Annotated in this window: 13 protein-coding genes; 7 read left to right on the plus strand and 6 right to left on the minus strand. The window is 63.6% G+C overall.

Features of this window, described 5'->3' with window-relative positions; all coding sequences use genetic code 11:
- Positions 1-165 precede the first annotated feature (165 nt).
- Positions 166-873 carry a peptidase inhibitor family I36 protein gene (locus tag ACFWFP_RS30345; protein WP_379300728.1) on the plus strand — a complete coding sequence of 236 codons (708 nt, stop codon included), beginning with the start codon at positions 166-168 and terminating at the stop codon, positions 871-873.
- An 8-nt stretch (positions 874-881) separates the two neighbouring features.
- On the opposite strand, the gene ACFWFP_RS30350 is transcribed toward ACFWFP_RS30345, so the two are convergent.
- Both ACFWFP_RS30350 and ACFWFP_RS30355 read right to left on the minus strand, forming a co-directional pair.
- On the minus strand, positions 882-2432 hold the full coding sequence (locus ACFWFP_RS30350; RefSeq protein ID WP_379300730.1) for a CBS domain-containing protein: 1551 nt from the start codon (positions 2430-2432) through the stop codon (positions 882-884).
- Between the two features lie 18 nt (positions 2433-2450).
- Positions 2451-4661, minus strand: coding sequence for a UvrD-helicase domain-containing protein (locus tag ACFWFP_RS30355; RefSeq protein ID WP_379300732.1), 2211 nt, complete (start codon positions 4659-4661; stop codon positions 2451-2453).
- Here ACFWFP_RS30355 and ACFWFP_RS30360 point away from each other — a divergent pair.
- Together ACFWFP_RS30360 and ACFWFP_RS30365 are read left to right on the plus strand one after the other, a co-directional pair.
- Entirely contained in the window at positions 4650-5603 is a 954-nt protein-coding gene (locus ACFWFP_RS30360; RefSeq protein ID WP_379300734.1) for a hypothetical protein, read from the plus strand. The genes ACFWFP_RS30355 and ACFWFP_RS30360 overlap by 12 nt on opposite strands.
- 135 nt (positions 5604-5738) lie before the next feature.
- Positions 5739-7082 carry a DoxX family protein gene (locus ACFWFP_RS30365; protein WP_379300736.1) on the plus strand — a complete coding sequence of 448 codons (1344 nt, stop codon included), beginning with the start codon at positions 5739-5741 and terminating at the stop codon, positions 7080-7082.
- 31 nt (positions 7083-7113) lie between these two features.
- Here the strand turns inward: ACFWFP_RS30365 and ACFWFP_RS30370 are convergent, their stop codons facing one another.
- The gene (locus ACFWFP_RS30370; protein ID WP_379300738.1) at positions 7114-7362 is read right to left on the minus strand and encodes a MoaD/ThiS family protein; all 249 of its coding nucleotides are present in this window, start codon (positions 7360-7362) and stop codon (positions 7114-7116) included.
- Positions 7363-7390: 28 nt separating this feature from the next.
- Complete coding sequence (locus ACFWFP_RS30375) at positions 7391-8488, minus strand: WD40/YVTN/BNR-like repeat-containing protein (RefSeq protein ID WP_379300740.1); 1098 nt, start codon at positions 8486-8488, stop codon at positions 7391-7393.
- 286 nt (positions 8489-8774) lie between these two features.
- Between ACFWFP_RS30375 and gntA the strand changes: the two genes are divergently transcribed.
- Both gntA and argS read left to right on the plus strand, forming a co-directional pair.
- The gene (gene gntA / locus ACFWFP_RS30380; RefSeq protein WP_379300742.1) at positions 8775-9467 is read left to right on the plus strand and encodes a guanitoxin biosynthesis heme-dependent pre-guanitoxin N-hydroxylase GntA; all 693 of its coding nucleotides are present in this window, start codon (positions 8775-8777) and stop codon (positions 9465-9467) included.
- Between the two features lie 1105 nt (positions 9468-10572).
- The gene (gene argS / locus ACFWFP_RS30385) at positions 10573-12339 is read left to right on the plus strand and encodes an arginine--tRNA ligase (RefSeq protein ID WP_379300744.1); all 1767 of its coding nucleotides are present in this window, start codon (positions 10573-10575) and stop codon (positions 12337-12339) included.
- 36 nt (positions 12340-12375) lie between these two features.
- On the opposite strand, the gene ACFWFP_RS30390 is transcribed toward argS, so the two are convergent.
- The gene (locus tag ACFWFP_RS30390; protein ID WP_379300746.1) at positions 12376-12756 is read right to left on the minus strand and encodes a hypothetical protein; all 381 of its coding nucleotides are present in this window, start codon (positions 12754-12756) and stop codon (positions 12376-12378) included.
- A gap of 23 nt (positions 12757-12779) precedes the next feature.
- Positions 12780-13307, minus strand: coding sequence for a DUF3558 domain-containing protein (locus tag ACFWFP_RS30395; RefSeq protein ID WP_379300748.1), 528 nt, complete (start codon positions 13305-13307; stop codon positions 12780-12782).
- A 332-nt stretch (positions 13308-13639) separates the two neighbouring features.
- Between ACFWFP_RS30395 and ACFWFP_RS30400 the strand changes: the two genes are divergently transcribed.
- Both ACFWFP_RS30400 and ACFWFP_RS30405 read left to right on the plus strand, forming a co-directional pair.
- Positions 13640-14095 carry a type VII secretion target gene (locus ACFWFP_RS30400; RefSeq protein ID WP_379300750.1) on the plus strand — a complete coding sequence of 152 codons (456 nt, stop codon included), beginning with the start codon at positions 13640-13642 and terminating at the stop codon, positions 14093-14095.
- Positions 14095-18582 (plus strand): DUF6531 domain-containing protein, encoded by a 4488-nt coding sequence (locus ACFWFP_RS30405; RefSeq protein WP_379300752.1) that lies wholly within the window; start codon positions 14095-14097, stop codon positions 18580-18582. Before ACFWFP_RS30400 ends, ACFWFP_RS30405 begins: the two co-directional genes overlap by 1 nt.
- Positions 18583-18675 lie beyond the last annotated feature (93 nt).

The raw sequence follows: 18675 nt of genomic DNA on the forward strand, positions 1-18675 counted from the left end.
TGGTACTGCACTCGACAGGGTGTGGGAGAGTAGGACACTGCCGGAACATCTTTGCGAAAGGCCCTCCAACTTCGGTTGGAGGGCCTTTTTGCGTTGCGGGGCCTGCGGATCGGCCAATCTTGGCTTCTCCCAGCCTGTCTGGCCGTCTCGGACTAGCCTGTGCGTGTGAGTGCAGAACTCCCGCCCAACGAGGGCGAGCCGAAGGCGCACGTCCATGGTCGTGCCAGCCTCGATGCGCAGCATCGCAGCGCGCAGAACGAGTCATACACCCGGCAAGTGCGATCCAGCACCAACTTCGGTGTGTGGCGACGCGACGCCGAGATGAGCAGCAAGGGCACGAAGGAGAAGCGCCGCACGCTGCGATTGGCGGTGGCCGGTGGCTTTCTCGTCGCGGGGGTCGTCGGCGCAGCACTGGTCTTCCTGGCGTTTCAACCCGACGCCAACGGAGACGCCCCCGTGAAGGGGGGTTCCGTGACGTCGGTCGCCCAGCCGGCCGCGCCGGTCGATGCCACCACGACGATCGCACCTACCGTGGTGAAACCGACTGTGAGTGCGACGATCTCGGCGCGCACACCGACAGCTGTGCTGACGCAGCAATGCCCCGCCGGCACGGTCTGCTGGTGGGACATGCCCGACTTCAAAGACTTGCTTCACTCGCTGCCGCACGGCGAGGTGCCGTCGATCGGACCGGAAAGCTGTCTGGAGTTGGGTGTCGCCAGTCTCGGCCCGAGGGGCGCCGGCTCGGTCGTCAACGGCGGCAGTGTCGCGCAAACGTTCTGGGAGAACGGCGATTGCACCGGACGTTCGTTCGTCATGAAGCCCGGAGAACAACTGGCGAAACTGCCGATATTCCCCTTCTCCGTCAGCGGGTAGCGGGTGAATCAGGGATTGGGTTCGGCGGTGCGCAGAAGTTGCAGCAGACCGTGTACCGCGGCCTCCTGTCCGGCCGACAGCGGATCGGTGGCGAAGTGCATCAACTCGTTCCGTACATCGCGCACCTGCTCCACCAGCTCCAAGACCTGGCTTTGATCGAGCCGCCAGCCGAGCTTGCGCCAGCGATCCGGGTCGCGCAGTAGGTACACGTAGCCGCCGAAGGTCAGGTGCGCCGCTTCGGTGGTGTGGGCACGTCTGTTCTTGGGAGCCGCGGCTTTGATGTCGTCGGGATCGAGATGATCGTTGGCGGCACGGCGCAGCCGGTTCTCTGCCTCTTCGATCAGCACGAAAGGCTTTGCCAGCATGCCGAATTGGTGGGTGAGATCCGATGCGGTGAGGATTCCTGTCACCCGAACGCGATCAGGGTCGCGCACGAAGATGAATCCGTGGTCGTAGATGGCGTCGATCTGGTCGAGCAGCGGCGCGTCGTGGTCGACGACGACGGCGGGCACGGTCGCCTCGGCCAGGGTCGGGTGGTCACCGGAGATATGGGCTCGGCCGATGGATTCCCAGGTGATCGCGCCGTGATAGGAGCCGTCCCGGTCGATGACGGCAAGCTGCGAGAACTGGTGACGCACCATGGTCGTCTTCGCCACGGTAAGACTCACGTGTGAGGGCACCGACGTCAGCGCGGCGGGCAGGTCCCCCAGCCGACGGGTCATCGGCTCCGGATCGGAGACGTTCTCCACCGCGCTGGAATCCCGTTGCCGGACATCGCTATCTGTCGCATGATCGGCAACCGTGTCGGGTTCGGCATCGAGCGGCACGATAGTGACGATGTCGCTGAGCGCACCCTCGGTGAACGGCGGACGGGTGGTGAGGCCGTTCTCGGCGAGGGCAGATTTGATCACCTCGATCGCCGCCGCGGTACGCCGCTCGAACTGCCAGTGCTCGAGCAGACTGCGGATGGTGAGCTGACGGGGATTGCCTGCCGCATGGGAACTCGCCTCGGCGAGCAGCTGCACCGAATCGGTGGCCACTTCGTCACTGTCGAATCCGGGATCTGTCCCGAATTCGGCCAGATGGGCGATGCGAGCCGCCGCATGATTGCGGTGGATCCCGCACACGGTGAGCAACGAACCGAGACTGGCACGCAGGTCGGGCCGCAATGCCTCCCACACGATGTCGGTCCGCAGCCAGTCGACCTTCCTGACCTGGCGGAATTCCTCGGGCTCGGTTTCGCGATACTCGTACTGGCCGACCACCCGCCCGATCGCGACGTAGCCGGTCTGCAGCTTCAGCGGCATGACAACAAGGTCGTCGTTCGCGATGTCGGTGCCGAATTTCCAGAGCTGCCCAGCCCAGTTGCCGACCACATTGGGGGAAGCGAGGGGATACTGCTCGCGCAGTGCCGCCTTGAGCTCCTCCCAGGTTCGATAGCGGCCGAGGTCGCCCATTTCATCCCAGCCGACAATGGCAAGGCCCTCGTCGAGCGCGCGGTGTTCGCGTTGGCCGTCGCGGCCCGACCGGATGAGCCACGCGCGCGGGTTGTCGTACACAGTCCTGATCCTCCCAGTTCAGTCCGACAGGTAAGCGACCCAGAGATAGTCGCGCGCGCGGCTGGTGGCGACGAGTAGCTGCCTGGCGAGCATCTCGGCTCGGTCCCTGGCGCCGCCGGACAGCGCGTCGAGGTCGGTCGGTGGTTCTTCGGTGATGTGGAAGACGGCGGCGAAGTCCATCCCTTTCGCGCGGCGTACCGTGCCGACTTTGACCGCTTCGACCTGTGAGCCGTCGTAGTTCTCCAACGAGACAGCCTTGAAGCCCGCCCGGCGCAGCACCCGCAGGTATCGCGTGACCTCGCTCGGCCAGTTGACGATCACGGCGATCTCGGCACCAGGCGGCAGGTGCGCATCACGAAGCGCACGGGGGAGTAGACCGTCGATGTCGCGACGGGGGACGTGAACGTCGGCTGCGCGACCGTCCGGCAGCGTGGGATCGCTGTCCCGAAGGATGACGCCGGCGCCGCCATCGAGATCATCGACCGTATTGCCCGCTTCGATACGTTGTGAATACCGCAGCACCGCTTCACGATTGCGGTAGTTCGTCCGCAGCACACGACCACGCCCACCGGCGAGCGGGATCCCGGCCTCGGACAGGGTGCAACCCCCGGCATAGACCTGCTGCTGTCCGTCGCCGACCAGCAGCAGCTGTGCGTCGGGGCCGCCGCCCGCTATCTGGTGCACCAGCTGCAATTGCCGGAGAGTGAAGTCCTGCACTTCGTCGACGACGACCATGGCGTACGCCTCGGTGCTGTCGAGCGGGCGGGCTCGAAGTTCGTCGACGGCGAGAGAGATGACATCGTTGAAATCGTGGGCACGCCGCGCATCCAGGACTTCCTGGTAGGGCTGATACCAGTGGTTCCAGACGAATTCACGGCGGGTCGACCGCAGGCTGATTCCCTCGCGACCCACCCGTTGCACGCGTTTGTACGACTCCAGATCGGTGATCCCGCGGCCCTTGATAACCCGGTTGATCTCGTCCTGCCAGTAGCCGTGGTCGGTGCCCTCGACCCGCCCCAACACCCCGCGAGCACCTTGCCACGATGTGGCGAACGCGGCGTCGACGGCTTTGTCGTTCAACCTGAATACGACGCCACGGCGGTCCAGGAACGCCATCGCCCACGCATGCAGCCCGGTGAACTCGGCGCGGCCGCCGGCGTGTGGCGCGATCTGCGCGAAGCCTCGCTCATGATAGGCGGGCAGGCTCTTGACGAACGTCGTGAAGAGCAGTCGGCCAGGGTTGCGCTTGGCGAAGTGCGCCATTCGTTGCAACGCGACGACCGACTTTCCGGTGCCCGCCGGACCACTGAACCGGGCAGGGCCGGTGAACGTGGCGTGGACGAGCGACACCTGATCGGGGTCCAGGAACGTCATCCAGTCGCTGAACGGTCTGGCGAGTGCGGCGGACCTCGCTTCCTCGCGGAGGTCGGCCTGGTCGAATAGACCACCGGCGTCGATGGTTTCGGCCTCGGGGGCATCGTCGGCACAGAGGCACCGATGCGTGGGGAGCTTCTCCGCAGCGGTCGCCGCGAGTTCGCTGACCCGTTCAGCGCGCATCCGTTTCTCACGACGTGTCAGCGTCTCGACGAAACCGGCCTCGTCGGCGACGAGATAGCGGCCGTCGGAGGTAGCTCGGGCGCCGCGCGGCATGAGCAGCACGACATCGACAGAATGCGGTACGAACTGGGCGCCACCGACGACGAGCCTGGCGAAGGTCCGCTCGGCCTCGCCGCGGATCTTCAGGACATCGGCCGAGCTCGGCAGCGTGTCGGCGAAGACGAGTGCGAACACGCCCGTGCGGCCCAGCGCGTACGCCGCTATCCGATCGGGCATGGGCGAACCGCTGTCCACGAGTACATGCCAGCCTCGCACAGTGAGCAACCCGGCCAGGAACCGACGCTGCTCCGGTGTCAGCTGTCGCTGTTCGGCGAGTGTGCGCTCCGCCCATCGTGCTACCCGCTCGCGATGAATATTCGGCATCGATCCCCCTCCGGATGCCAGCTCCGTGCAGCTGGTGGAGCTGTAATGCGTTGAGTACCAACATAGTTGACATCGGATGCGAAGGCATGCGGATCGGATGTCCGTGCTGCGGGTGGGGTCGCTCCTCACCGATTGCCTGCCGCGAGTAGCTGCGGTCATGCGATCGCCGTATTTCCAGCAGCGTGCCCCGGCGTGCAAAGCTGTCCGGTTCGCTTCCGTACGAGGGGATTTCATTTCATGCAACGTCATCTGGCACCTGTCGCCGTCTTGGCCGTTCTGGCCGGTGTAGCCGGGTGCGGGAGCGTCGATTCGCCGACCGCACCAGCCACCACCTCCGCGGCTGGTTCCGCGCCGACATCAGGTCTCGGCACGCCGTTCGCGTTCACCGACGCGCCCACCGGGGCGAAGGTCGGCACCATCACGTTCACCGAAGTCGCCCTCGCCCCTGCGGACTGCGTGACCGATCTCGGTCCGGGCCGGGTCGCGTTGGCGGTCCGCGCCCGGATCGAGAGCATCGGCACCAGTCGGATGTCACGACCCGACCAGTGGCTGCTCAGCACCGTGGACCGCGCCGGGATCACCCAGCGGACCGAGCACGCCATCCTCACCGACGACTGTTTCGACACGTTCACTTACAGTGCGTCTCCGAAACCGGGAACCACAGTCGAGGGCTGGTCCGTGGTCCAAGCATTACCCGACATTGTCGCGCTGCAGTTCGTTCCGCTGGTCCAGGACGAAAGCGCCCCGATGGACGCGCCGCGCTTCGTCACTCCGGCGCCGGCAAAGGTTGCGATCCCGCTGGCGACTGCTCCGGCCCCCGCCACCGTGACCGGCACGGCCCCCTCGACCGCTGCGCCATCGGCCGCCGCTGCTACCTCGGAGCCTGTGCCCGAAAGCACCACCGCGGTGACCACCACCGTGCCCGCCCCCAAGAAGACAGCACCCGCCGTCGGTGTCGCGTGCACCCCGCCCGGTAACGACTACGCCACCGCGGCTGACGGCAGCACTCTCAAATGCACCAAGGCGGGTGGTCCGAGCGCGAAATGGGTGCAATCAGTGCCCCTGCTCGGCACTCGTACTCCGGGTGCGCCCTGTGAGGTGGGCTCGGGTGTAGCGACATCGCCGAACGGTGAGGAAATGTTGTGCCTAGGCGAGGGGCCCGACACCAATGTGTGGACCGTTGTGAATTGACGCGTGACCCGAATGCTCGGGGCAACGACTTTGCCGGATTTCCGAGTTACGCCCGCTGCCATAGCGTCTCACCCGCACGGCTTTCGACCGTAGGAGTGGCGGATGGTTACAGGGGTATTGGCTCAGCGGGAGCCCGTGGTCGATGACATCGAGCGGGAGGCTGTGCAGCGGTGGCATCCGGCGGTCCGTGTGCTTTTCCGGTTCGGGTTCGTCGTTGTCGGTGTCGGGATGGCGGGGGTGTGGCTGCTGCACGCGCTGCTGCGCACCCTCGGTGTGCCGCAGGAAATGGTGAGCGAGGTCGCAAAATGGACGGCATTGCATCCACTCACCGATTGGGTCGGCACCCAGATCTTCGATGTGCCAATTGATTACACTGTCACCGGTAGCGGCGACACAGCGGCGAAATGGGTGGCTGTGTTCACCCTGCTCCTGGTTGCGCTGCCGGTGACCGTCGCTTGGTCGGTTCTCGACCGGCGCCGCCCGAACTACACGCGACTGTATGAGTGGTTCCGGCTGCTGTTGCGTATTTCCTTGGCCAGCGCACTCGTGCTGTACGGGATGATCAAGGTGCTGCCGTCGCAGATGTCGTTCAATCTCGAGCGATTGGTCGAACCGTTCGGTCATATGAGCCCGATGGCGGTGCTGTGGGCGCAGTCGTCGCTGTCGGAGCCGTACGAGATAGCCTTGGGTGCGGCGGAAGTCGTTGCGGCGCTTCTTCTCATCCTGCCGGTAACTGCGGGGCTCGGGTCAGTCCTTGCTGTCATTGTGGCGTTGCAGGTGCTCTTGATGAATCTGGCGTTCGATGTGCCGGTGAAGCTGTTCGCCCTGCAATTGTTCTTGTACGCAGCAGTATTGGCCGCACCGGACGTCATCCGGGTCGTTCGGGCACTACTCGGCCGCGCCGTCGTAGCTCGAACGTCGACACCCTTGTTGTCCACTGCGCGTGGCAGTCGGATTCTGCTGGCAGTCCAGGTGCTGGTGGGGGTGTGGCTGCTCGGGGCCACGACCGTCGAGGCATACGACGGCTGGCACACCTACGGCAATGCGCGGCCCAAGTCACCGCTCTACGGCATCTGGAACGTCACCGAGTACTCGATCGCCGGCGTGCAGGTGCCCGCGCTGGTCGACTTCCGCGAATCGCCGTCCAACAGTGCAATTCCGAGCGCCACCGAACGATTCCGCCGCATCATCTTCGACATCCCCCAGGGCATGACCGTGCAGCGACTGGACGATTCACTGGTCTCTTTCCCCGCTCGGATCGACACCGACCAGCGCACCATCACTGTGTCGAAAGACACGACTCATCAATGGAAGCTCGCGACATTCAGTTATGCGCAGCCACAATCGGATCGGCTGATTCTGGAGGGTGTCCTCGGTGGACGTCCGGTACGAATGCAACTGGACCAGGTCGACCTCACACAGTTCCCGGCTGTTTCGCGGGGGTTCCACTGGGTGCAGGCAACGCCCTATTACCGGTAGCGGATCCATTGCACTCCCAGCGGAACAGGTCTCATCCGCCGGCGACCGATGGAATGATCATCACCTCGGTGCGCGGGCCGACAGCGGTGTCCTGGCCGTCGAGCAGCCGGCATTCGTCACCGTCGATATAGAAGTTCACGTATCGGCGCAAAACCCCGCGTTCATCGCGGAGCCGGCGTTCCAAGCCGGGTGATCGTTCGCGCAGCGCATCGAGGATCTGTTGCAGGGTCGCACCGTCGACATCGAGTTCTTTGGCGCCCTCGACATAGGTGCGGAGCATGGAGGGTAGGCAGACGCGAGCCATCGCGCTATCCGATGACCGCGGCGCGCACGCACAGCACGTCAGGCAGCTTGTCGGCCACGAGCTGCCAATGGTCGCCTTCGTCCGCGCTGCAATACACTTCGCCGTTGCGAGTGCCGAAATAGATGCCGGTCGGGTCGGCATCGTCGGCGCACATGGCATCGCGCATGACCGCGGCCCAGAACGGGACCTCGGGCAGGCCATCGTTCAGCTTCGACCATGTCTCGCCGCCGTCCGCACTGCGATACACCGCACAGATCGCATCGGGCGGAAAGCGGAAGCGATCCATATCCGCCACCAGCGGGAAGGTGTAGATCACCCCCGGCTTACGCGGATGCGCGACGATCGGGAAGCCGAAGTTCGACGGCGGCAGCCCACTATCGATCGACTGCCAGCTCACGCCCGCATCGGTACTCCTGAACACCCCACCGTGGTTCTGCAAATACAGAGTGGTCGGTGACTCGGCATCGAGAGCGACCTTGTGCACGCACTGCCCCCATTCCGGCAACTCGCCGGGCATGAAGTCCGCGGTGACACCCTTGTTCGTCGGCGTCCACGATTCGCCGCCGTCGACAGTCTGGTAGACCCCACCGGTGGACATGGCCACCGCCATTCGCTGCGTGTCGACCGGATGCGGCAGCACAGTATGCAAGGCCAATCCACCACCACCCGGCTCCCACTGCGGCCGATGGGGATGGTCCCACAACCCCCTGACCAGCTCGAACGTCCGGCCACGATCTGCCGACCGGAACAACGCCGACGGCTCGACACCCGCGTACACCACATCCGGCTCGGCATCGGTAGCAGGCGCAATCTGCCACACGCCGCCCAGCGCGGCTCCGGTGTCCTCGGGAAATGCCAGTGGCGCGTCATCCGGCTCGCTCCACGTCTCCCCGAGATCATCACTGACCACCAATGTGGGCCCGAAATGACTGTTCAACACCCCGGCGAGCACCCGCGGCGTCCCCCGCCGGGTATCAATCGCCAACGCCTTCACATCAGCCACCGGGAACTGCGGTGGTGACACCGTCCAACTGGCCCGCCCATCCCGGCTACGAGCCAAGAACAAACCCTTACGTGTTCCGATCCCGAGCAGCACGTCCATCGCGAACCTCCGGTTGGTCACCCGCAACGCCGATATGCGTGACACTACGCCGCCCCACCGACAATCCGAACTGATCCTGACCTGGCCGCTTCTTCATGCGCTGCGGTCACGTCCGGTCGGTCCCGCATGATCTGCGACACAGGTATCCGCCGGTTTCGGCTTTCGAGCGGGCAAACCTTCGCGAACCAGGATTCGTGCGATTCGCGCATCCCGCTGGTCGGCTGACAGGATCAGCCCGCAGCACGGTGGAGGTGGCTGCATTCGTTGTTCGGAAGGATCACCAGCGTTGACGACAGAGGCGCGAGCTCAACTGGAGAACTTCCTGCTCGGCGACCGGTTCGCCTGTCTGGCGGGCCGCTCCGCCTGGCGTCAGGGCGGCATCGCCCATCGTCACTACGACGTGATGGGCGGCGAAGAGTCAGCTCGGCTGATGGCCGCGGATCTCGCGGAGTTCGTCGGTGCCGCGGACTGGAGTGCTCGCAAGTTCACCAGCTTCATCGCGACCTTCGAACAGCCTCGGGGTGTGGATGAGCTGCGCTTCGAGGAGCTGTTGTGGCACCACCTGCAACTGCTGCACGAGGCGGACGCGGACCGCTTCGGCTGGGCCGCCGGCTGTTCGTCCGATCCGCAGTCCAGTGAGTTCAAGTACAGCGTGGCCGGCCATCCCTTCTTCGTGATCGGACTACACGAGACGCATCGGCGGTTCGGCCGTCGGCCTCCGTTCCCGATGCTGGCGTTCAACTCCCACGAGCAATTCGCGCGGATCAAGGCCGAGGGCATGTGGGACCGCTTGGCGGACAAGATCCGCAAGCAGGACATCGTGCTGCAAGGTGACATCAACCCGAACCTGACGGAGTACGAGACGTCGTCCGAAGCGCGCCGCTACTCCGGCACGCCCAAACCCGCCGATTGGCAGTGCCCGTTCTCCGCCCGGGCCGCGGCGGCGGAGCGTGAGCTGGCTGGTGCTCAGCAACCCTGACTCGATCGGGCGCGAACTGTTTCGGTAACCGACCAGGCGAGAATTCGTTCGTTGCGGCCTCACCGCGATGAGGGCGTCGCAGCGCTTCTTGGTGACCGAATGGGGTCATGCCGACACGTGATGAACAGCGATGCGGGCTTTGCGATGTTCGTGCTGGCATCAGCCGCCGGACTGACGATCGTGGGCTCGGAGCCCTGTTGAAGGCGGGCCTGGCCGAGGATGCCCCGCTCCCTCAGCGTACTGCCGCGGGTGGCTTGATCGTGTGGGGCACCTTCGTGCTGGCGTTCGGCACACTCGCCTGGCTGACCAGCCGATTCCCCAACTTCTCCCAGCGGGTCCCAGAGGTATGGGCTCTGGAACGGGCGCAGCGATTCGTCGACGGCTCCTCACTGCTCCGCTCGACATTGCTCCACCGATTTCACGGCAATGCATTCCATCCACTTGCGTTGAACCTCACCAGAAGTCGGTGCTTCACCACACCGTGTGCCGCACCGCCGATAACCCGGGACCGGAGAGCCATCGGGGTAAGTGCAATTGGTTCCTTGCGCATCACACTGATAGTCGCGACCGTAGGGGTCTTTGTTGGCTGTGGGCTGTGGACAGCGTGGGTCCCCGACTACGTACGACTGATCGCTGTATATCGCGGTGCCGTTCTCGCAATACAAGAAGGTCGGCTCGGATTGTTGCGCCGCGGGGGAGGACGCCGGAGGTGCTGGTGAGGCGTGCGGTGTCGACGCGGCCGAAGGCGTCGGCGCGTTCAGAGTGGTGGTTTCGGGGAGCTGGGGTGGCGACGTCGACGCCGCCGGCCCCTCGGACAAAGGCGCGGACGCTGTCGTACTCGGCGATAACGACCCGGTAGGTGCGGTCGGCGGCGGGTTGCCGTCGCATCCTGCCGATACCAGTGTGGCCGCGGCAATCAGTCCGACGGCGAACCGAACAGCAGTGGCGGTCATCAGCACACCTTCCTGGAAAGCGTTGGTCTTCGCTGGTCAGACTACGTCCGTGGGTGGCATGTGCTTGCTCCCGCCGATCTGCTGAGTAGCGCCGATATTCCGCTTGATGTGCTTGCGACAATGAGTTCACCATCCACGGGAAAGGAACCAAGGTGAGCTCTGCCGGTGTTGTGCCGCTGCTCGGACGTGTCACTGCCGCTGTGTCGGAGGCGATCGCCCGAGTCCGTCCGGAAGCGACGGATGCGGACCCGGTAGTGCGACGTTCCGATCGTGCCGATTTCCAATCCAATGCCGCGCTGCCGTTGGCGAAGCGGGTCGGTGTCCCGCCGACGCAGCTCGGCGCTGAGCTCGTCACCCAGATCGATCTCGCTGACGGCGTGATCGATGATGTACAAGTGTCGGGCCCAGGGTTCTTGAACATCACCCTGGCCGATAGGGCGGTGTGGGAATCCGTCGCAGCGCGCCTGGCCGACGACCGGCTCGGCGTCCCCACCGCCGAAGACGGGCAACGGATCGTCATCGACTACTCGGCGCCGAATGTGGCGAAGGAAATGCACGTCGGACATTTGCGGACCACCATCATCGGTGACAGTCTGGCCCGGGTCTTCGGGTTCCTCGGCGCCGATGTCGTCCGCGCGAACCACCTGGGTGACTGGGGCACACAGTTCGGCATGCTCATCCAATACATCGACGAGCACCCCGAATCGCCGTGGCATACAGACGAACTCGATGAAGACACCAGCTCGGTGTCGGCGCTGGACAGCCTGTACAAGGCGGCCAGGAAACAATTCGACTCGGATTCAAGCTTTGCGGACCGGGCCAGGACTCGGGTGGTTGCCCTGCAAGCCGGAGACCCTGACACGGTGGCCCGTTGGCGGGAGATCGTCGCGGAGTCCGAGAAGGCATTCGGCGCTATCTACGACCGGCTCGGTGTGCTGCTCACTCCGGACGACTACTTCGGAGAGTCGTTCTACAACGACAAGCTCGCCGACACCGTCACCGAGCTACTGGACAAGGGCGTCGCGGTCGAGAGTGACGGTGCGGTCGTCGTGCTGTCCGAACAGGTCAAGGGACTCGATGATCAGCCGGCGGTCCTGATGGTCCGCAAACGCGACGGTGGCTACGGCTACGACAGCACCGACCTGGCTACCATCCGGTACCGCATCACCTCACTGCACGCCGACCGGCTGCTGTACGTCACCGACTCGCGGCAGGCTCTGCATTTCCAGCTGGTATTCGAAGCGGCACGGCGGGCAGGCTGGCTCATCGAGGCCATCGAGGTCGCTCACGTCGCCTACGGCACCATCCTCGGGCCGGACGGCAAGCCGTTCAAAACCCGTGCGGGCGGGACGGTTCGGTTGATGGATCTGCTCGACGAAGCTGTCGGGCGTGCGCGTGCGGTGGTCGCCGAGAAGAACCCTGACCTGTCCTCGGCGGAGCTCGACGCGATCGCCGAACAGGCGGGAATCGGTGCGGTGAAGTACGCGGATCTGTCGACATCCAGGGTCAAGGACTTCACCTTCGACCCGGACCGCATGACCACGCTCAACGGCAACACCGGTGTCTATCTGCAGTATGCCCACGCCCGGGTCTGCTCGATCCTGCGCAAAGCCGAGGCCACGATCCCGACGGTCGTGGATACCCGCGGGCCGATGGAACCAGCCGAGCGGGAACTCGCTTTGTGCCTCGACGGCTACGGGACTGTCCTCGCCGAGGTGGCCGACACGTTGGAGCCACACCGGCTGGCGGGCTACCTCTACGAACTGGCCCGCGCCTACACCAGCTTCTACGACTCGTGCCCGGTCCTCGCTGCTGACGAACCGATACGTTCGAATCGAATCTCGTTGTGCCAGTTGACTGCCCGGACTCTGGAGATCGGATTGGGGCAGTTGGGAATCACGGCACCGCAGCGGATGTGACCTGCCGTCGGGTGACTGGTCAGCTTCCGGCGTGGATCAGTAGCCGTTGCCCAACGCGTTCGTTGCCTGCGCTTGGGCTGTTTGCTGGTCCTCGTACTTCTTCACCGAGATCTCGATGGTGTCGCGGATCAACGTCAGCACCTCGATGTGCTCTTTGAACGCCGTGTCGAAATCACGCTCTCCGCCAATCGCTTTCATGCCGAGCATCTTTGCAAGCTCGTCAGCTGCATTGAACCGGCCGAGACCAGACACCGAGGAGACGTACTGTAGGTCGTTCTTCAGTTGGATAAAGAGGTCGATCTGCTTGTTGCTTGCGTCGCGACAACTTGTCGCGACCGAAGGATCCAGATAGAGGCGGCCCGCTTTCGCCTCTTCGTTCAGATACTGCCAGCGGGACTTCTCGTCTTCTGAAGTCATAACACCCCCCTAATTTCGAAGCTCTATTTGGGAAAGAGCGGGACGATCGCTTCCGCGATCGGTTGCAGTCGTTGGCATGGCGGCACCGACTTCTCTTTGACGCCGCTGTTGAGCATGTCGAGTTGCGTGAATCCAGTCGACGTCGGGAAGACGATCGAGCAGTCTTCGTTAGCGTCGTAATGGCTTTGTCGGAACTGCACACCGTCGCGGCCCGCGATCACGACGTCCTTGAACTCGATGTTGGTCGACTTCGCCCGCACTTCGTCGACCGTGTGGATCGTTGAAAAAACACCGATGCCAAAGCCGGAGGGGTAGTTAGCGTCATCCCACGCGCAGATCTTCCAGCCTGGCTCTTCTGCCCCGAGGATGCCGGATCGCTTCGACGTCACGTCGAGCCCCAAGCTGGTCAACGTCGAGTCCGGGATCTGACTGCACGGATCCCACAGTGCCGCGGCAGCCGCCGCTGGGTCAGTCGAACTCGGCTGTGCGTTCCCGCTCTCGGTGGTGGAACACCCCGACACCGCGAGTACCCCCCACACCACCGTGGTCACCACTGCAGACCGTCGCCGCACGAGCATCCTCCGTCTTTCCCGATCACTGAGCCATACCGTCCGGCGGACCCCACTCCAACCCCACGGCCGTTCCGAGCACTCCCGACACCCGCCGCCCCGTCAGTCCGCACAGCCTACGACACCGCCCACAAGTTCACCCTGGCGAGTTTCCATCTCGTGAGACCTTCCACAGTTCGGCCATGCTCCACCGTGTGAGCACAATGTGCCAAGTAGATGGCACTCCTTGACGCCCTTAGACGCGCCGAAGCCCGTTCCGGTTCCATCGATTTCACCGCACCTACCGACCCGGTCGTATCCGCTACGCTCGGCCATTGGCACTGCGTGCCGCAGGTCTGAACCTTCGGGGTAGGGCCTGTTCGATCAGGTTCGACACCGCAGGTCACGGGCCAGGAAGTGCCCGCGGACCCGGGGTGGCATCACACAAGGGGCGGGGCATCACCATGACAGGCGCAGGCGGGGAACTCAGCATCTCCCCGGACAAGATCAAAACCCATGCCACCAATGTCACCTTGGCTGGTTCGGGGTTGACCGAAGCGCTCGAAGCAGCCCAAGCGGTCTCGGCCCCCTCGGATGCGTTCGGGAAACTGTGTGCCTTCCTCGGTCCGTTGTTCGTCGATTCGGTCGAGACCGATGGCATCGACGCGATCCAGGCCGCGATCGATGCTTTCGGTGACACCAGTTCGAACCTGACTGCTGTTGCTGATGCGTTCACGACCCGCGATACCACCAACGCCACTGCGCTCAAGACTCAGCAGTCCGGTCTGTAATGGCCGCCAATCCCCTGATCGCGGCGAAGGAAGACACCACCGACTGGTCCACCGGTATCAGCCTGGTCAGCTCGGTCACCGACCTGTCCGACGCGATCTCGGGCGGTTCCTGGATCGAAGTAGGTCTGGGTGTCGTCGGTCTCGGCGCCGAAGCAGTCTCCCTCGTTGTCGACCCGCTCGGCACCTTGGCTGGTTACGGCGTGGGCTGGCTGATCGAGCACTGCCAGCCATTGCAGGATGCCCTGGACTGGATCGCGGGTGACCCCGCGCAGATCGAGGCTTATGCTAAAACCTGGGACAACGTCGCCGCCCGGATCAGCGAGGTAGCAACCGCCCAGAACGCGGCGGTCACCGCCGACGTCGCGGATTGGACTGGTCAAACCGCCACCGCCTACAAATCGGCGGCGTCGAACACCACGAACCTGCTGACCGCGGCCAACACCGCCGCGACCGCGGCAGCTTCAGCGATCCGCATGGCCGGTGGGATCGTCGCCGCGGTCCGCGAGACCGTGCGTGACCTCGTCGCCCAGACTGTCGGTCGTCTCGCGGTGTGGGCGGCGGAGTTGGTGTTCTCGGTCGGTTTGGCGACTCCGTTGGTCGCGGTCCAGGCGACTGCGTATATCGCGAAGACTGTGGCGACGATTTCGAAGTTGTTTTCGAAGTTGGCTAAGACGATGTCGAAGCTGAAGCCGTTGCTCAAGCAGTTGAAGTCGGCGTTCGGTGATATCGCGAAGGCGTTCAAGAAGACCCCGTCCAAGTCCTCGAAGAACGCTGACACCACCACCACGAGCCCTGCGGCCGCGAAGAACACCGACACCTCGACAACACCGGCGACTACGAAACAGCCTGACACGCCAACGAATCCGGCCAGCACACCTGATACACCGTCGAAGACAACTGATAACCCGGACACCCCAGGGACCACGAAACCGGCGAGCACGCCGGAGACGAGCAAGCTTCCCGACCAGTCCGGCTCCGAGAAGCCGGACCTGAACAAGACCGCGAAGCAAACCACCGACTGTGGTGACCCGGTCGACGTCGCGACCGGTGAGTTCCTCCTTCCTGCAACCGATGTCGAACTCCCCGGCGTGTTGGCGTTGGTACTCACCCGTCGCCATCGCTCGTCGTATCGGTTCGGTCGCTGGTTCGGGCCGTCGTGGGCGGCCACGCTTGATATGCGGGTGACCGTCGACCAAGTCGGAGTCCGATTCGTCGGACCCGACGGCGAGGTGTGGCAGTTCCCCCACACCGTTCCCGACGTCCCGGTCCGCCCGGTGCACAACGGAATCCGCGCGACCATAACGCGCACCGAAACTGGCGGCTATCTTGTTCACGACTCGGACCGCGAACTTACTTGGGGTTTCATCCCGGACCCTGCACTGTCGGGGTTCGGCACTGAAGGCGACGGCTACGCGATCACTGAGATTACCGACCGCCACCACAATCACATCCGATTCCACTACAGCCCCGAGGGCACGCCTACCCATATCACCCATTCCGGTGGCTACCGTGTCGAAATCACCACCGAAGGCGCTCGCGTCACTGGTCTAGCCGTCGTAGGCGCAGATCCAGACGGTGCTCCCGCAACAACCCGAGTTCGTGAATTCATCTACACAACAGGCAATCTCACCACGGTCATCAACGGCGTCGGCGCCGCCACGCACTACCGGTATGACAGCGACGCGCGGATGCTGTCATGGCGTGACTCCCGCGGTACGGAATTGCACAACACCTACGACCGGACCGGACGGGTCGTGAAGCAGGTCGGGTCCGACGGAATCCTTTCCGCGACCTTCGCATACGAAGTCCTTCCCGAATTCCGGCGGGTCCGCACACACCACACCAACTCGCTTGGCGCCACCACAACCTTTGAGTTCGACGAAGACCTGTGTCTTCGGAACCTGATCGATCCGCGCGGCGCGTCCTCGGTCACCGACTACAACGAGTACCGCCAGCCGGTCCGCTATGTCGACGCTTACGCCAACATCACCACCTATCTTTACAACCTCGATGGCGATCTGATCCTGCTCCGCCGCCCAGACCGGGAAGTGATGTCGATCAGCTACGCCGCACCGCGCCGTCCGGCCACTGTGACCGATGTCGACGGCGCGACGATTACCCGGACATACGACGACGACGGCAACCTCACCAGCATCTCCGATGCCGACGGTGTCACCACCACGTACACCCACCATCAGTGCGGTGCTCCGGCTTCGATCACGATGTCGACGGGCGCCACAACCCGTATCGACATCGACGCCGCTGGTCTGCCGATCCGGATCACCGAACCCGGCAACGCGGTCACGGTTGTCGAGCGCGACATGTTCGGTCAGCCCACTATCATCACCGACCCGGTCGGTGGTATCAGCACGCACTGGTATTCCGCCGAGGGAAAGCTGCTCTCCCACACAGGCACCGATGGCACGACACAGTCGTGGACCTATGACGGCGAAGCGAACCTACTTACCCACACCAACCAGATCGGTGCGCTCACCCGCTACACCTACGGCACCTTTGACCTGGTCAGTACCCGCGAAGCGCCCGACGGCACTATCACCGCCTACTCCCACGACACCGAAGGCCGACTCACCTCGGTCACCAACCCGCTCGGCGACACCTGGACCTACGAACACGATCTGGCGGGCAACGTCTGCACTGAAACCGACTACAACGGATCGGTCACCCAGACCGAGTTCGACCTGCTCAATCGACCTGCCATCATCACGACACCTGCGGGTGTTCAACGCCGCCTCACCTACGATGTCCTCGGCCGATTTACTGGCGTCAGCACCGACACCAGTGAATGGATTACCAACACCTATACCCCGACCGGCCGGCTCGCGACTGCTCGAAACGGCAACCACAACAGCACCATTCACACTGTCACTTTCGAACACACCGCGGCAGGGCGCATGCTCGCCCAACGTGTCGACAGCCAAACCATTGCCTATGACTACGATCGTCACGGTCGCCGAATTGGATACACGACTCCCAGTGGCGCGACAACCACGTACGAACGCACGCCGACAGGACAAGTCGCCGCCCTAACCTCACGCGGGCACCGATTCGACTTCACTCACGATGCGATGGGGCGTCAGAATAGCTGGCGCAGTGCGGGGATCGGCCAACACAATACCTACAGTCCCGCCGGCTATACCCTCAGCCGCGAACTTGTCCAGCTCGATCCGCGGACCAGCTCCCCCACCCATTTGCTCGAGCGCGACGATTACACCTGGCGTCCGGATGGGTGCGTTACGAGCCATACCACTACCACGCCAGCATCGAGCCGACGGCGCGACTACACCCTGGATGTGATCGGTCGCATCACCCGCATTGCGAGCCCGGGCGCCGGGACCTCCGAGGAATACACCTACGACGCCTTGTCGAATCTCACCACTGTAGAGGTTCCGGCATCACCGGTACCACCCGATCCCATCGCCGCCGGTTACCAAATGGACGTGCCTTCCACAGAGCAGCGTGCGGAGTACCGCAACAACCTCCTCGTCCGCACCGGACGTGCCCGCTACTTCTACGACACGGCTGGTCGCCTTGTCCGCAAAGAAAAGACCCGGATTTCCCGTAAGCCAGCTATCTGGCACTACCGGTATAACGCCTTCGACCAACTTGTCGAAGCAACCACCCCGGACAACACCACCTGGTACTACACCTACGACGCATTCGGTCGCCGAACCAGCAAGCAACACCACGCCAGCAACACTTATATTAAATTCGCCTGGGACGGGGTCCATCTCACCGAACAATCGACCGCAAACCACGCCGGCGCGCGTACCCACACCTGGACCAACCATCCCACAACCCACATCCCCCTGACTCAATCTGTCGACGACAGGTTCTGGGCGATCGTCACCAATCTAGAAGGCAGTCCGAGTCACCTCGCTGATCCAGCAACCGGAGAAGTAGGCTCAACGGCGACCGCAACGCTCTGGGGGCAAACGGTCTGGACCGGCCCCGACACCCCGCATCGCTTCCAGGGTCAACAATACGACCCGGAAACCGGACTCCACTACAACCTCCATCGCTACTATGACCCGGAAACCGGCCGCTACCTCACTCAAGACATTCTGGGTCTTACGCCGTCGCCCAACCCCAACATTTATCCTGATAACCCCACGACATGGGCCGACCCTCTTGGGCTAACGCCCTGCCCTGTCAGGGTCTCATCGATGAGCGCGGACTGGGCGACGAAGGGGGCGCATGTGCACATTGGTGGCAAGGAAGTACGTGTGTTTGCCCATCATGACGGGTCGATCGGCGTAGAAGGCTTGCGAATGTCGAACGGTACGCCGAATGATGCTCAGCTACGCCGCGTCGTATCCGAGATATACTCCAATGCCGATCTTCGAGCGGACCTGATTGATAAATCACGGGCGGCAATGACAGAGATGAACGCACACAATTGGGGAAACGCAAAGAACAAGGCGGCAGAGATGAACTTCCTCATCAAGGCGCTTGAGCGTATAGAATGATGCATCAGATATTTCTGAATATTAGTCCAGAGTGTGACATGTGCAAGTGAAGAGGAGTGCAAGGTCGATGTTGGTAGGGTTTCGTGAGTTCAT

Source organism: Nocardia sp. NPDC060249 (assembly GCF_042728755.1).
Taxonomy (GTDB): Bacteria; Actinomycetota; Actinomycetes; order Mycobacteriales; family Mycobacteriaceae; genus Nocardia.